The organism is Amycolatopsis deserti (genome assembly GCF_014653945.1).
Lineage (GTDB): Bacteria > Actinomycetota > Actinomycetes > Mycobacteriales > Pseudonocardiaceae > Amycolatopsis_E > Amycolatopsis_E deserti.
Map to the genome: position 1 here is coordinate 1,055,129 of NZ_BNAU01000001.1, position 14,773 is coordinate 1,069,901.

A 14,773-nucleotide genomic window follows, 5' to 3' on the forward strand; every position below is an offset into this window, starting at 1 on the left:
CGGTCAGCCGGCGCCGAGGGCACCGATCGCGAAGTCGATCGTGCGAGCCAGCCGCTGCGGGTCGTGCCCGGCGCGTTCCCGGACCCGCAGTCCCAGCACGGTGGTGAACAGCAGTTCCACCGCGGCGTCGACATCGAGGTCGGCGGGCAGCTCACCGTCCCGGCAGCCGCGGCGCAGCACGGCCGCGATGGCCTCCCGGGTGACCTCGAACGCCGCCTCGGTGCGCTGCCGGACCTCCGGGTCGGCGGTGCCCAGCTCGGTCGTCGTGTTGACCACGAAACACCCGAGCCCGGCGTGCTCTCCGGCGCCGGTGGCCAGCCACATCAGCCAGGCCCGCAGCACCTCGCGGGCCGGGCCGGGCCGGTTCAGCCGGGCTTCGGCTTCCGCCGAGTCCGTCTCGCGGTAGTGGTCGAGCGCGCGCAGGAACAGCGCGTGCTTGTCGCCAAAGGTGCGGTAGAGGCTGCTGGAGGTCAGCTCCAGTTCGCCGTTCAGATCCCGGACCGAGGTGGCGTGGTAGCCCAGGCGCCGGAACAGCCCGGCGGCCCGCGCGACCACCTCCCGTTCGTCGAATTCCCGTGGCCGTGGCACGTCCCACAGCCTACCAGTATTGTGGAGCGATCGTTCCCGTACTAGCGTGCGCCGCTATACGGGAGCGATCGCTCCCAAATTGGAGGGAGATCGACTGTGGTGACAACGGAACCGCCACCGACCCGGGAACGCGGCCGGTGGCCGGCGGTCGCCGTGGTGGCGTTCGGGACGTTCCTGCTGGTGACCGCGGAGCAGCTGCCGGTCGGGCTGCTGACCCGGGTCGGCGCGGACCTCGCGGTCTCCGCCGGCACCGCGGGCCTGATGGTGACCGTGACCAGCATCGTCGCCGGCCTGGCCGCCCCGGTGGTCCCGGTCCTCGTGGGCCGGCTGGACCGGCGGTGGTTGCTGGCCGGGCTGATGGGCCTGATGACCCTGGCGAACGTGATCTCCGCGCTCGCACCGGGTTTCACGGTGCTCATCGCCTCGCGCGCGCTGACCGGGGTGGCGATCGGCGGGTTCTGGGCGGTGGCCGGCGGCCTGGCCGTCCGATTGGTGCCCGCCGAACGCGTACCGCGGGCCACGGCCGTGATCTTCGGCGGCGTCGGGGCCGCCAACGTGTTCGGCGTGCCGATCGGCACGGTCCTGGGCGACCTCGCCGGATGGCGCGCCGCGTTCGCCACGCTCGGGGCGCTCGCGCTGGCCGTCCTGATCGCCCTGTTCGCGCTGCTGCCGCCGCTGGCCGCGACCCAGCCGGTCAGTCCCCGGGACCTGGTCGCCCAGGTCCGTGACCGGGGCGTGCGCGTGGGCATCCTGGCGACCGCGCTGATCGTGACTGGGCACTTCGCCGCCTACACGTTCGTCGGCCCGGTCCTGCGGGACTTCTCCGGTATCGGCGACAGCCTCGTCGGGCCGCTGCTGTTCGGGTTCGGCCTGGCCGGCATCGCCGGGAACTTCCTCGCCGGTGCGGCGCTGGCCCGCCGCCTGCACCGGACCGTGCTGGTGATCACCGGCGCCCTCGCGGTGGCGGTGCTGCTGTTCCTCCTCGCCGGCCGGTCACCGGCGGGCGGCATCGCGCTGCTGGTCGCGTGGGGGCTGGCCTACGGTGGGGTGTCGGTGAGCCTGCAGACCTGGATGATCAAGGCCGCGCCGCGCGCGGTGGAAGCCGCCTCGGCGCTGTGGGTGGCGGTGTTCAACCTGGCGATCGGCCTCGGCGCGCTGATCGGCGGAGTGATCGTCGACGCGCTCACCCTCGACGGGGTGCTCGTGCTGGCCGGGGCCTGCTTCCTGCTGGCCGGGCTGGCGGTGTGGACGGTCCGCCGGGCCGCGCACCTGCGCTGAAACGAGCGGAGGGCCGGCTCCCCGCCCCGGGGAACCGGCACTCCGCCAACCACGGCGAAAATCAGATGAGGCCGAGCTTCTTCACGGCCTCGCGCTCCTCGGCCAGCTCCGCGACCGAGGCGTCGATCCGGGTGCGGGAGAACTCGTTGATCTCCAGGCCCTGCACGATCTCGTACTTGCCGTCCTTGCAGACGACCGGGAAGGAGGAGATCAGGCCCTCCGGCACACCGTAGGAACCGTCGGACGGCACGGCCATCGACGTCCAGTCACCCTCGCGGGTGCCGTTGACCCAGTTGTAGATGTGGTCGATGGCGGCATTGGCGGCCGACGCGGCCGAGGACGCGCCCCGCGCCTCGATGATCTCCGCGCCACGCTTGGCCACCCGCGGGATGAACTCCTCGGCCAGCCACTTCTCGTCGTTCACGGCCTCGGCCGCGTTCTTGCCGGCCACCTCGGCGTGGAAGATGTCCGGGTACTGGCTGGCGGAGTGGTTGCCCCAGATGGTGAGCTTGCGGATCTCGCTGACCGGCGCGTTCAGCTTCTTCGCCAGCTGGGCGACGGCGCGGTTGTGGTCCAGGCGGGTCATGGCGGTGAACCGCTCGGCCGGGACGTCGGGCGCGTGCGACTGCGCGATCAGGGCGTTGGTGTTGGCCGGGTTGCCGACCACCAGCACGCGGACGTCGTCGGCGGCGCCGGCGTTGATCGCCTCGCCCTGCGGCTTGAAGATGCCGCCGTTGGCCTCCAGCAGGTCGGCCCGCTCCATGCCCTTGGTGCGCGGCCGCGCACCCACCAGCAGGGCGATGTTGGTGCCCGCGAAGGCCTGCTTCGCGTCGTCGAAGATGTCCGTGCCCGCGAGCAGCGGGAACGCGCCGTCCTCCAGCTCGAGCGCCGTGCCCTCGGCCGCCTTGACCGCCTGCGGGATCTCCAGCAGCCGCAGCTTCACCGGCGTGTCCGGGCCGAGCAGCTGACCGGACGCGATGCGGAACAGCAGCGCGTAGCCGATCTGGCCGGCGGCGCCGGTGACGGTGACGTTCACGGGGGCTTGGGTCATTGCGTACTCCTGCGGACGGAATCTTGGCTTGTGCTGGTGACCCTATCGCCCTCTGCCTGCGCTGACGTGGTGCGTCGCCTCACGTTCTGCTGAACCGATCGAGTCGAATCCGCCACGGGCACTTCGAACGCCCTGCCCAGCGCGATGATGCCGGCCTCCATCCGGCCCAGGCTGGTGAGCACGGAGCGTGCCTGCGCGTTGTCCGTCTCCCGCGTCTCCGGGGTGGCGGTGTTGCGCACCAGCTTGCCCCGCTCGTCCCCGTCGAGCGCGTCGCGCAGCACGTCGATGTTGCGGCTGATCCGCTCGACCACCGCGCTCAGCCGGTCGTCGGCGGGCAGCAGGCCCGGCTCGGACCGGGCGGCGATCTGCCGGGCCCGGAACGCCAGCCGCTCCAAGGTGCTCATCACGTACCAGCCGTAGTCCCGGCGGCTGGCGAGGCTGATCGGGTGCGTGAGCGGCTCGATCGTGGTGCGCACCTTCTCCACCGAGCGGTCCAGCTCACGGGAGAGTTCGATCACGTTCACGTTCTCCCGGCCGGACAGCAGCGCCTCGGCACCGGCCAGGAACTCGCACAGGTCCACCAGTGCGGCGTCGATGTCGGACACCATCACCGTGCGGGTGCGCACCGGCACCACCAGGACCGCGGCGATCAGCCCGGCCGCGGCGCCGATCGCGGTCTCGGCCACCCGCACCCACAGCACCTCGATGCTGAACGTGCCGAGCAGGCTGTAGAGCAGGCCCAGCATGCAGGTGATGAAGAACGCCATCAGCAGCTGCGACACGCGCGCCACGTAGACCAGGCAGAACACGCACACCAGGATCAGCACGACCGTCGCGATCGTGTTGCCGGTGACCAGCAGTGCCAGCAGCATCCCGCCGAAGATCCCGCCCAGCGTGCCGGTGACCCGCCGGAACCCCTTCACGAACGTCGCACCCGCCGTCGAGGTGTTGAGGAAGACCACGAACACCGTCAGCACCGCCCAGTACCAGCGGGCGTCGGAGATCAGCTCCCCGCCCAGCACCGCCAGGCCGCCACCGACCACCGCCTGGATCGCGCTGCGGGTGCGGTTGTCGTAGGCGAAGACCTTCTTGGGCTCCTCCTCGGCCTCGTCCCCGGGCAGCTCGGTCTCGGCCGAGTAGTCCTTTTCGGCCACGCGCTGGGCGTTGACGTCGGCCAGCGCCAGCTCCGCGATCGCCCGCCGCACCTCGTCGCCGGGCTCGGTGCGCTCGGCGAGCCGGCTGCCGGCGACCAGCATCTTGCTGAACTCCTCGGTCTCGCTGATCACCGGCAGCTCGCGCGGGTCGCGCTCGATCAGCGAGTCCAGCCGCAGCAGGCTCGCGATCAGATCGTCGCGGACCTCCTCGGGGAGCCCGTCCTCCTCGGCGGTGCGCCGCACGGTGATCGCCAGCCACTGGCAGGCCAGCTCGACGGCCAGCAGACGGCGGCGCAACAGCTGCGTGCCGGTCTCGTCGAACAGGTCCCCGATGGTGTCCTCGATCATCAGGACGGCTTCGTGCAGGCGGGTGTCGGCCTTGCGAAGCTGGTTGATCCGCCACTCGCTGCCGCCGCTGGCCAGGCACGCGGCCGCGGCGCGCACCACCGCGCTGATCCGGGCGCGGAACGCGCGGCGGGCCCGCAGCAGCTCGCCCTCCGGCCGGCGCCGCAGCACCGCGAACCGCATCACCGCGTTCGCGGCCAGCCCGATCGCCAGGGCCAGGATGTACTCGGGCAGCTGGCGAGGGTGGATCGCGAGGAACATCGCGAAGAAGAACATGAAGAACGACAACGCGCCCATCGCGGTGCCACGCGGCGCGAACCGCTGCGCGTAGACCGCGAGGAAGATCAGCAGCACGAACAGCACGCTGTCCAGCGGGGGAGCGGTGGCGCCGAACGCGGCGACGGTGAGCGAGGCCGACCCGCACACCAGCACCAGTACCAGCGTGATCGCCTGGTCCTTCGGCGTCTTGTCGTTGACCGAGAACGCCGAGTTCATCGCCGCGATGCAGGCCACCATCATCGTCGGGATCGGACGGCCGAGCAGGAGCAGCACCAGGATCGACAGCACGATGCCGCCCACCGCGATCCCGGCCAGCCGCAACCGCACCAGCCCCGGATCGGCGGCCACCAGCCGGTCCTCGGCCACCTTCCACACCCTCATGCACGGCTCCCGAGCAGTTCCCATTCGGTCAGCGCGGTCCGCCGCCCGGTCGCCGCGGTGACCCGCAGCCGGTAGGCACGGTAGGTCCCCGGCTGGGCGATCGAGAACGGCCGGGTCTGCCGCCGCCACCGGAACCGCTCCCCGCGCCGCTCGTCCAGCCGCACCCACGACTCCCCGTCGGCGGTGCCCTCCAGCACCCAGTCACAGGGGTTGGCCCCGCGCGCGGCGGAGGTCAGGGTGTAGAGCTCCACGCGCGCTGGTTCGCGGACGGTGCACTCGATCACCGGGGTGCGGGAGCGGAACGTCACCTGCGTGGCCGTGGTGTCGGCGAACAGCTCGGTGACGTCGGTGCCGTCGTCGCAGGTGCCGGAGCCGGTCACGTCGGTCAGCGGCTTCTCGCCCAGCGACGGCGGCGGGTCGCCCCAGTCCGTGGGGGTGTCGGTGAGGTCGAACTCCAGGCGCTCGGCGCTGACGAGGTCGGCGTGGGACAGCCACGTCGAGTGGTGCGGCTTCCCGTCGATCGTCACGCCCCGCACGTGGGTCCCGCCGCCCGGGGCGCTGATCGTGAGCGTCCGTCCGGTCTCCAGGCGCAGGGTGGCCTGCTCGAACAGCGGCGCGGTCAGCACGTAACCCGGGTCGCCCGGCGCCAGCGGGTACAGGCCGAGCGCGGCCAGGACGTACCAGGCGGACATCTCGCCGTTGTCCTCGTCGCCGGGGTAGCCCTGCCCGATCTCGCTGCCCAGGTAGCAGCGGGTCAGCACCTCACGCACGATCGCCTGCGTCTTCGCCGCGGCCCCGGCGTGGGTGTACATCCACGGGATGTGGTGGCTGGGCTGGTTGGAGTGCCCGTACTGGCCGAGCCGGACGTCCCGCGCCTCGGTCATCTCGTGGATGATCCCGCCGTAGGACCCCGGCACGCGCCCGGTCTCCGGCGTGGCGAAGAACGTGTCCAGTTTGGACTCCAGCGCGGCGCGGCCGCCCAGCAGGTCCGCCAGCCCGGCGCCGTCGTGCGGCACCGAGAACGCCGTGTTCCAGCCGTCGGTCTCGGTGTAGTCGAAGCCCCAGCGGGCCGGGTCGTAGTGCTCCGGCGCCCAGCGCCACCGGCCGTCGCGGTGACGGCCCTGGAAGAACCCGGTGTGCGGGTCGAAGTGGTGCACGTACTGCGCGGCGCGCTGCCGGAAGTAGCGGGCGTCGTCGGCGTGCCCCAGCGCCCCGGCCAGGTTCGCCAGGCCGAAGTCGTTGAGGCAGCCCTCCAGCGCCCAGGACAGGCCTTCGTGGGTGGTCAGCGGCGTGAACCCGAGGAAGATCGACTCACCCAGGCCCTGCCGCCCGACGCTGCGGCCGGGCGGGGTGACGGTGGCGTTGCGCAGCGCGGCGTCGTAGGCCGCGTGCACGTCGAAGCCCCGCACCCCGCGCAGGTAGGCGTCGGCGAAGGCGACATCGGAGCTGGTGCCGGTCATCAGGTTGGCGTAGCCGGGGGAGGACCACCGCGAGATCCAGCCGCCCTCCCGGAACTGCTGCACGAACCCCTCGACCAGCTCCCCGCAGCGCCGCGGCGCGAGCAGCGCCAGCGCCGGCCACACGGTGCGGTAGGTGTCCCAGAAGCCGTGGTTGACCGACATCGGCCCGTCCACGACCTTCGCCCCGGTCCGGGTGCGGGTGCTCGGCCACCACCGGCGCCGCACCGGGCTGGCGTGCCGCACGCCGCGCGGGGTGCGCTCGTGCCCCGAGTTCGGGTACAGGAACAGCCGGTACAGGCCGGAGTAGAAGGTGGTCAGCTGGTCCGGGGTGGCGCCCTCGATCTCCACGCGGCCGAGCACGTCCTGCCACGCCGCCCGCGCCCGGTCCCGGACCTGGTCGAACGTGGTGCCGGGCGGGATCTCCTGCTCGAGGTTGCGTTGCGCCTGGTCGAGGCTGATCAGCGAGGTCGCGATCCGCAGCTCCACCCCGGGTGCGTCGAAGGACAGGTAACCGGTGTTGGGCCAGCGCAGCCGGCGGCCCCCAGTGGCGGGCCGGTCGAACGTGCCGTGGACGAACATCCGCCGCGCGCCCACCGACAGGCGGCTGCGCGCCCACGTGTGCCCGGTGACCACCCCGCGGGCCGGGTCGAGGCGCAGGCCGCCGCGGCGGTCGACGTTGTCGAACAGCACCCATCCACTCTCGCCGGGGAAGGTGAACCGGACCAGGGCGGCGTGGTCGGTGGGCGCGAGGTCGACGGTGATGCCGTTGTCGAAGCGCACCCCGTAGTGGTAGGGCCGGTCGGTCTCGTGGTCGTGCGAGAACGCCAGCGCCCGCGCCTTCCGGTCCGCGGTCACCGGACCGATTCCCGGCAGGAATTGAAACGGGTGCCGGTCGCCCATCCACGGGCTCGGCTCGTGGCTGACCGCGAAAGCCTGCAGCTCAGGGCGGTTGTCGGCGTTGTTGCGCCGGTGGTACTCGTACAGCCACGCCGTGGACGAGGCGTCGGTGACGGGGGTCCAGAAGTTGAAACCGTGCGGCACCGCCGCGGCCGGGAAGGTGTTGCCGCGCGAGAACTCGTTGCTGGAGTGGGTGCCGCGTGTGGTGCGCACCCAGTCCACCGGGTCCCGCGGTTCCCTGAGGGGAGCGTCGGCGATGCGGACGTCGTCGATCCAGCCGGACACCGGCTCGCCCGGCGGGGGTTCGACGGTCAGCAGGATCGCCCTGGCCCGGCGGCCCGCGCCGTCGCCCAGGTCGTGGCGCACGAGGTTCCACTGGTCGAGGTAGAGGGTCTTGGATTCACCGGCCGCGCGGGCCGACCCGCCGATCACCGTGCCGTCGTCGAGTTCGACGGCCAGCGCCACGAAGGTGCTGCGCCAGGACGGCCCGGCGTCGGAGCCGGGGAACACCACATAGGACAGTCGCGTGTCCGGGCCGATCTCGGCGTCCACTTCGAACAGCACCTGACGTGCCGGTGCGGCGGCGGTGTAGCGGGCGGCGCGGAGCCCGGTGAACCCGGCGCCGGCCTTGGCTGCGGGCGCGCGATCCGGCCCGGCGCCGACGCTGACGAGCGCGCCCGCGCGGGGCGGCGGATCCCCGGCCTCGAACGACGAGAAGAAGTGGGTCCGGCTCACCTGGCCTACCGTAACCGCCCGCGGCGATCACTTCCCACCGAGCGGCGCCGCCTCCGACCACGGGCGGCGCTCGGGTGGTGGTGGCAGCCGCGGCGATCACTTCCCGCCGAGGGGCGCTGCCTCCGCCAGCGGGGCGCGCGGCCCGGCGGCCAGCCGGGCACCCGGCCGCTGGCTGTGGTCCGCCGTGCTGCCGGGCGGGCCGATCACTTCTCGCCGGTGCGTGGCAGCCGGGTGGTCCGGGTAAGGCGCAGCCGCCGGCTCTCTTCCCGCCAACCGGGCGGGCCCCGCCGCCGCTGGCGGTGCTCACCGCGGTGCCGGGCGCGGCGAGCACTTCCCGCCGGGCGCCGCCGGCGCGCCGGAGCCAGTAGTCCGGGCGGGCGACAACCGCCGCCTCTCTTCCCGCCGACCAGGCGGGCCCTCACCGCCGCCGGGAGGCGGGCCCGCTGCTCGCCGCCGCGTCACTTCGCGCCGAGTAGTTCCACCTCCGCCAACCCCGCGGGGCCGCCGCTGCTGCCGGTGATCCGCAGCCGGTAATGCGCGTACGCACCGGGCGTGGCGATCTTGAACGCCCGCGTCTGCTGCCGCCACGTGAACGTCTCCCCGGACCGGGTGTCCAACGGCGTCCAGCTCCGCCCGTCCGCCGAGCCCTCCAGCACCCAGCCGCTCGGGTCGCCGCCGTCCTTGGCCGACGTCAATGTGTAGAACGTGGCGGTCACCGCGCCGGGCACCGGGCAGTCCACCGTCTCCAGCGGCCGCGCCTGCGTGGCGGAGGTGTTGTCGAACAGCGGCCCGCCCGGCGTGGTCAGGTCCGCGGGCGGCCGGGGCACCTCCCCGCCCTCCGTGAGCGACGGAGGCACGTCGTCGGCACCCCATCGCGACGGGCTCGGCCCCATCGCGAAGTCCAGTGTGCCGCCACCGGCCAGCACATCATGGGGCAGCGCCGTCGAGTTCCACGTCCGCCCGTTGACCCGCAGGCCCTGCACGTAGACGTTGCGGGCGTTGTTCTTCGGCGCGTTGATCACCAGGTCCCGGCCGCCGGCCAGGTGCACGGTCGCCTTGGTGAACAGCGGCGACCCGACCGCGTAGGACGGGCTGCCCATCCGCAGCGGGTAGAACCCGAGCGCGCTGAACACGTACCAGGCCGACATCTCGCCGTTGTCCTCGTCGCCGGGGTAGCCCTGCCCGATCTCACTGCCCAGGTACAACCGGGACAGCGCTTCCCGCACCCGGGCCTGCGTCTGCCACGGCTGCCCGGCGAAGTCGTACATGTAGGCGATGTGGTGGGAGGGCTGGTTGGAGTGGCCGTACTGGCCCATCCGCACGTCCCGCGCCTCCCGCATCTCGTGGATCTGCCCGGGGTAGGACCCGGGGAACCGCGCGGTCTCCGGGGTGCCGAAGAACTCGTCCAGCTTCTTCGCCAGCGCCTCGCGCCCGCCGTAGAGGTTGGCCAGGCCCTGCCCGTCCTGCGGCACCGTGAAGGCCATGTTCCAGCCGTTGGTCTCGGTGTAGTCGTAGCCCCACACCCGCGGGTCGTACTGGCCGGGCGGGACGCGGAACGTGCCGTCGGCGGCACGGCCCTGGAAGAACCCGACCGCCGGGTCGAACATGTGCACGTAGTTCTGCGCCCGGCCGCGGAAGTACTCGGCGTTCTCGGCGTACTCGCGGCGGCGCGGATCGTCCGGCGCGGCCTCCTCGGCCAGCTTCTGCGCCATCATCGCGATGCCGAAGTCGTTGAGGTAGCCCTCGAGGGCCCACGACATGCCCTCGCCGGTCGAGGTCGGCGTGTACCCGAGGAAGATCGACTGCTCCAGGCCCTTGCGGCCGACGTTCTCGTTCGGCGGCGCGACCGTGGCGTTCTTGATCGCCGCGTCGTAGGCGGCCTGGACGTCGAAACCGCGCACGCCCTTGAGGTAGGCGTCGGCGAAGGCCACGTCCGAACTGGTGCCGGTCATCAGGTTCGCGTAGCCGGGGGAGGACCACCGGGCGATCCATCCGGCGTCGCGGTACTGCTGGACGAACCCGTCGATCATCTTCCCGGCCGTGTCCGGGGACAGCAGCGCGTAGGCGGGCCAGGTGGTGCGGTAGGTGTCCCAGAACCCGTTGTTGACGTAGATCTCGCCGTCGACCACCGCCGCCCCGGTCTGCGTCGGCGTGTCCGGCCCGGCCTTCGGCGCGACCGGGCTCGCGTAGGCGTGGCGCGGGGCGCGCGTGGTGCCGACGTTCTCGAACCCGGAGTTCGGGTAGAGGAACAGCCGGTACAGGTTCGAATAGAGAGTGGTCAGCTGGTCGCGGGTGGCGCCTTCGACCTCGATGACGCCCAGCTCGCGGTCCCACGCGGCCTGCGCGGCGGAGCGGACCGTGTCGAACGCCGTGCCCGCCGGGATCTCCTGCTCCAGGTTGCGTTTGGCCTGGTCGAGGCTGATCAGCGAGGTCGCGATCCGCATCCCCACCACACCGCCGCGGCCCGGGGCGAACTTCAGATAGCCGCGGACGTTGTCGCGGCCCTCGCCGGGCAGCATCGACCCGCTGGTGACCGGCCGGTCGAAGACCGCGTACACGAACATGCGGCCGGCCCCGGCGGAGTTGCCGCTGCGCGTGTCGGTGAACCCGGACAGCGTGCCGGTCGCCGGGTCCAGGGTCAGGCCGCCCGCGTCGCTGAAGTTGTCGAAGATCAGGTTCGCGTCCGCACCCGGGAAGGTGAACCGGAACATCGCCGCGTGGTCGGCCGGCGCGATCTCGGCCTTCACACTGTTGTCGAACGTGACGCCGTAGTAGTGCGGTTTGGCCGTCTCGTTGGCGTGGTCGAACGACAGCGCCCGCGCGGCCCGGTTGCCGTCCGGGGTCCCGGCGGCGGCCGAGGGCATCACCTGGAAGGTCTGCCGGTCACCCATCCACGGGCTCGGCTCGTGCGACAGCGACAGCGCCTGCAGGGCCGGCCGGTTCTGTGCGTTGTTGCCTTCCTGGTAGCGGTAGAGCCAGTTCAGCGACCCGGCGTCGGTGACCGGGGTCCAGAAGTTGAAACCGTGCGGCACCGCGGTGGCCGGGAAGTTGTTGCCGCGCGAGAACGTGCCGTTGGCGTTTGTGCCGCGGGTGGTGAGCACGTGGTCGGACAGGCGGGTGACGCGGGCCTGCGGCGCGGCCGGGCCGATCGTGATGTCGTCGAACCAGCCGTTGAACGAGCCGGGACCGTCCGGGTTGTCGTAGGCGATCAGGATGCGCGCGACGGTCTTGCCGCGGGCGACCGTGCCGATCGCCGAGCGCACCAGGTTCCACTGGTTGGCGTAGAGCGACTTGGCCGCGCCCTGCCCGCGCGGGCTCAGCGGGAACCCGTACTGGTCCACCGCGCCCAGACCGGACAGGTAGGTGCCGTCGGTGAAGGCCAGGTCGACCGCGACGTGCGTGCTCGGGTACTTCAGGTCGTCCCCGGTCAGCTCGGGGAACACCGTGTACGACAGCTCGGTGTCGGCGCGCACCGGGATGCGCACGTCGAAGACCTTGTTGTAGGAGTAGCCGTGCGGCGCGGTCTGGGTGCCGCCGTAGTGCAAGGCCCGCAGCCCGGTGAACCCGGCACGCTGTTTGCTGGTGTAGCCGCCGGGCGGGCCACTGTCCGGATAGGACCGCATGGTGGGCAGCGGCGGCGGGGCCGGCTGGTCGTCGGCCAGCAGCAGCTCGGCCAGCTGCACGATGTCCGCACCGTGGTTCGCGGTGATGTCCAGCCGGTAGTAGCGGTGGGTCGCGGCCGCGGCGAGGCGGAACTCCCTGGCCTCGAACCGCTCGCCGAAGGACTGGCCGCTCTGGCTGTCCACAGTGGTCCAGGTGACACCGTCGTCGGAGCCCTGCAACGTCCAGTCGCGCGGGTCGCGTTCCGGGGCGTCGTTGGCGGAGGTCAGGCCGTAGCGGGTGATGGTGACCGGTTCGGCGAACTCGACCTGCACCCACCCGGTGGGGGCGAAGGCGAGCCACTTCGACTCCGGCCTGCCGTCGAGCACGTTCACCGCGACCTCACCGGCGCCGGTGTTCTCCGCGCTCGCGGTCGCGCCGGTGGCCTTGCCGCGCACGTCACCGGGGATGGCCGAACCGTTCGCGCCGTTGACCCCGGCGGCCAGCGGCCGCCCGTCCCGGCCGGTCTCGACGGTGTCCACCCAGTCCGGCCCGGGCTGCCCGGCTTCGAACGACGAGGAGAACCGCACCGGTGCCTCCGCTCCCGCGGGCGGCGCGGCGACCAGACCGGTGATCAGCAGGGCGACGGCCAGCACGCGCGTGGTTCGGACCATGTCTGGCAGCGAAACGCGCAGGTCGGGGGCGCGTCAAGCGGGCGCGCCAAACCTGGCCCAAACCGGACAGGGTCGGGTGAATCCCCTCCCGCGATCAGCGGCGCGAGGTTTAGGACGTGATCACCCCGGGTGGGTCGGCGCTGCGGCCACGGACGCAGGCGCGGGACGGGCGCAGCCGCTGGGTCAGCAGTGCGTCAGGAAGTGCTCCAGCACCCGCTTGCCGAAGTGCAGCCCCTCCAGCGGCACGCGCTCGTCCACTCCGTGGGCCATCGCCCGGTACGGGAAGCCCTCGGGCAGCCACAGCGGCGCGAAGCCGTAGCAGGCGATGCCCAGTGGGCTGAACGCCTTGGCGTCCGTGCCGCCGCCCATGCAGTACGGCACCACCACCGCCTCCGGGTCCTGCGACCGCAGCGCGTCGGCCATCGCGGTGAACCACGGCGAGTCCACCGGCGCCTGCACGGCCGGCTGGTGCGCCACGAACTCGCGCGTGATGTCCGGCCCGAGCAGCTCGTCGATCTCCTCCAGCAGCTGCTTCTCGGTGCCCGGCAGGGTGCGGGTGTCGATCTGGGCCTGCGCCAGGCTCGGGATCACGTTCACCTTGTAGCCGGCGTCGAGCATCGTCGGCGTGGTGCTGTTGCGGATGGTCGGCTCCACCAGCTTCGCCGCCGGGCCCAGCCGCGCCATCGTGCCCTCCACATCGGACAGATCGACCTCGACGCCCAGCGCCTCGCCGGTGCGGACCAGGAACGCCTCCACCGTCGGGGTCAGCGTGACCGGCCACTCGTGCGCCGCGATCCGCTGCAGCGCGCCGACCAGCCGGACCACCGCGTTCTCGTGGTTGGGCCGCGAGGCGTGCCCGGCCCGGCCCCGCGCGGTCAGCCGCATGTGCGCGGTGCCGCGCTCGGCCGTGCCCACCGGGTAGAGCCGCACGTCCCGGCCGTCGGCCGCGGGCACGTGGTAGGTGTAGCCGCCGGACTCGCTGATCGCCGCGACGCACCCGTCGAACAGCTCGCGGTGCTCGGCCGCCAGCCAATGCGCCCCGTACTCGCCGCGGTCCTCCTCGTCGGCCACGAACGCCAGCACCAGGTCCCGCCGCGGCCGCAGCCCGTCGGCCACCGCGGTGAGCACCGTCGCGATGAAGTCCTTCATATCCACCGCGCCCCGGCCCCACAGGAACCCGTCCCGGACCTCCCCGGCGAACGGCGGCACCGTCCAGTCCGCGGCGTCGGCCGGCACCACGTCCAGGTGCCCCTGCACGAGCAGCGCCGGCAGCGACGGGTCGGCACCCGGGAGGCGGGCAACCACGTTGGTGCGCCGCGGCGCGGACTCCAGCACCACCGGTTCCAGCCCCGCCCCGGCGAGCACACCCGCGACGAACTCCGCCGCGTCCCGCTCGCCCTCGGCGTCGCCGTGGCCGCGGTTGGTGGTGTCGAACCGCAGCAGCTGCGCGCACAGACTCTCGACGTTAGCCATACTTCCCCTGCACCGCGCCCGCGGCGATCGCCGTGACCACCTTGAACGCCTTCATCGCCTCGGTCATCGTGGCCGCGTCGAAGCCGACCCGGCGCACGCCGGTCTGCTCGACGGTCGGCACCACCGCGGCGGCCTGCGCCAGGTGGCTCGCGTCGAACTCGACCTCGATGCGGTGCGCGGCGGCCGTGCCCGGTGTCCGCACCGCACGGTCCATGCTCGCCCGTGCGGCCGCGCTCAGCATCTCGGCGGTCCGCGACGGGGGAAGGCAGATCGCCGCGTAACGGCTCACGCACTCCTTGACGGCGACCAGCTCGGCGCCCGGCGCGTAGCCGGCGGCGTCCTCGCACGTCTTGTCGTCGCCGGACACCAGCAGCACCGGCACCCCGTGCTCGGCGGCGAGCGCGGCGTTGAGGCGGCCCTCGCTCGCCGGGACGCCGTCCAGCCACACCCCGGTGATCTGGTTCTCCAGGTAGGTGTGCGACAGCACCCCGTCCGCGCCGGCCCCGGCGTGGTAGCCGAGGAACACCACGCCGTCCACGCCGGAGTCGATGCCCTGCATCATCGACAGCGGCTTGTGCCTGCCGGTGAGCATGCGGGCGCGCTCGTCCAGGTCCTCCAGCAGCAGGTTCCGCTGCGACGAATGCGCCTCGTTGACCAGCACGTCGCTCGCGCCGCCGTCGCACAGGCCGCGGATCACCGCGTTCACGTCCCCGGTGAACAGCCGCCGGAACCGCTGCCACTGCTCGGTGCCCGGGACGACGTCGTCGGTCCAGGTGACGCCGGTGGCGCCCTCCATGTCCGCCGAGATCATGATCCGCATGGTCCAGACCTTACGTCACGGCTCGGCAACACCACCCG

Annotated in this window: 8 protein-coding genes; 1 reads left to right on the forward strand and 7 read right to left on the reverse strand. The window is 72.5% G+C overall.

Going from position 1 to position 14,773, the window contains the following annotated elements; translation table 11 throughout:
* Positions 1–3: 3 nt before the first annotated feature.
* A complete protein-coding gene (locus IE290_RS05045; protein ID WP_191243282.1) occupies positions 4–588 on the reverse strand; it encodes a TetR/AcrR family transcriptional regulator in 585 nt (194 codons plus the stop codon).
* Positions 589–687: 99 nt separating this feature from the next.
* Between IE290_RS05045 and IE290_RS05050 the strand changes: the two genes are divergently transcribed.
* On the forward strand, positions 688–1,866 hold the full coding sequence (locus IE290_RS05050) for an MFS transporter (RefSeq protein WP_191243283.1): 1,179 nt from the start codon (positions 688–690) through the stop codon (positions 1,864–1,866).
* A 61-nt stretch (positions 1,867–1,927) separates the two neighbouring features.
* Here the strand turns inward: IE290_RS05050 and IE290_RS05055 are convergent, their stop codons facing one another.
* From IE290_RS05055 to IE290_RS05080, 6 genes are all read right to left on the reverse strand, one after another.
* Positions 1,928–2,917, reverse strand: coding sequence for a malate dehydrogenase (locus IE290_RS05055; protein WP_094003029.1), 990 nt, complete (start codon positions 2,915–2,917; stop codon positions 1,928–1,930).
* A complete protein-coding gene (locus tag IE290_RS05060; protein WP_191243284.1) occupies positions 2,914–5,076 on the reverse strand; it encodes an FUSC family protein in 2,163 nt (720 codons plus the stop codon). The genes IE290_RS05055 and IE290_RS05060 overlap by 4 nt, the downstream gene beginning before the upstream one ends.
* On the reverse strand, positions 5,073–8,168 hold the full coding sequence (locus IE290_RS05065; RefSeq protein ID WP_191243285.1) for a GH92 family glycosyl hydrolase: 3,096 nt from the start codon (positions 8,166–8,168) through the stop codon (positions 5,073–5,075). The genes IE290_RS05060 and IE290_RS05065 overlap by 4 nt, the downstream gene beginning before the upstream one ends.
* Positions 8,169–8,626: 458 nt before the next feature.
* Complete coding sequence (locus IE290_RS05070; protein WP_191243286.1) at positions 8,627–12,442, reverse strand: GH92 family glycosyl hydrolase; 3,816 nt, start codon at positions 12,440–12,442, stop codon at positions 8,627–8,629.
* A gap of 183 nt (positions 12,443–12,625) precedes the next feature.
* Complete coding sequence (locus tag IE290_RS05075; protein ID WP_191243287.1) at positions 12,626–13,915, reverse strand: M20/M25/M40 family metallo-hydrolase; 1,290 nt, start codon at positions 13,913–13,915, stop codon at positions 12,626–12,628.
* Complete coding sequence (locus IE290_RS05080) at positions 13,908–14,735, reverse strand: M55 family metallopeptidase (RefSeq protein WP_191243288.1); 828 nt, start codon at positions 14,733–14,735, stop codon at positions 13,908–13,910. Before IE290_RS05080 ends, IE290_RS05075 begins: the two co-directional genes overlap by 8 nt.
* Positions 14,736–14,773: the final 38 nt, after the last annotated feature.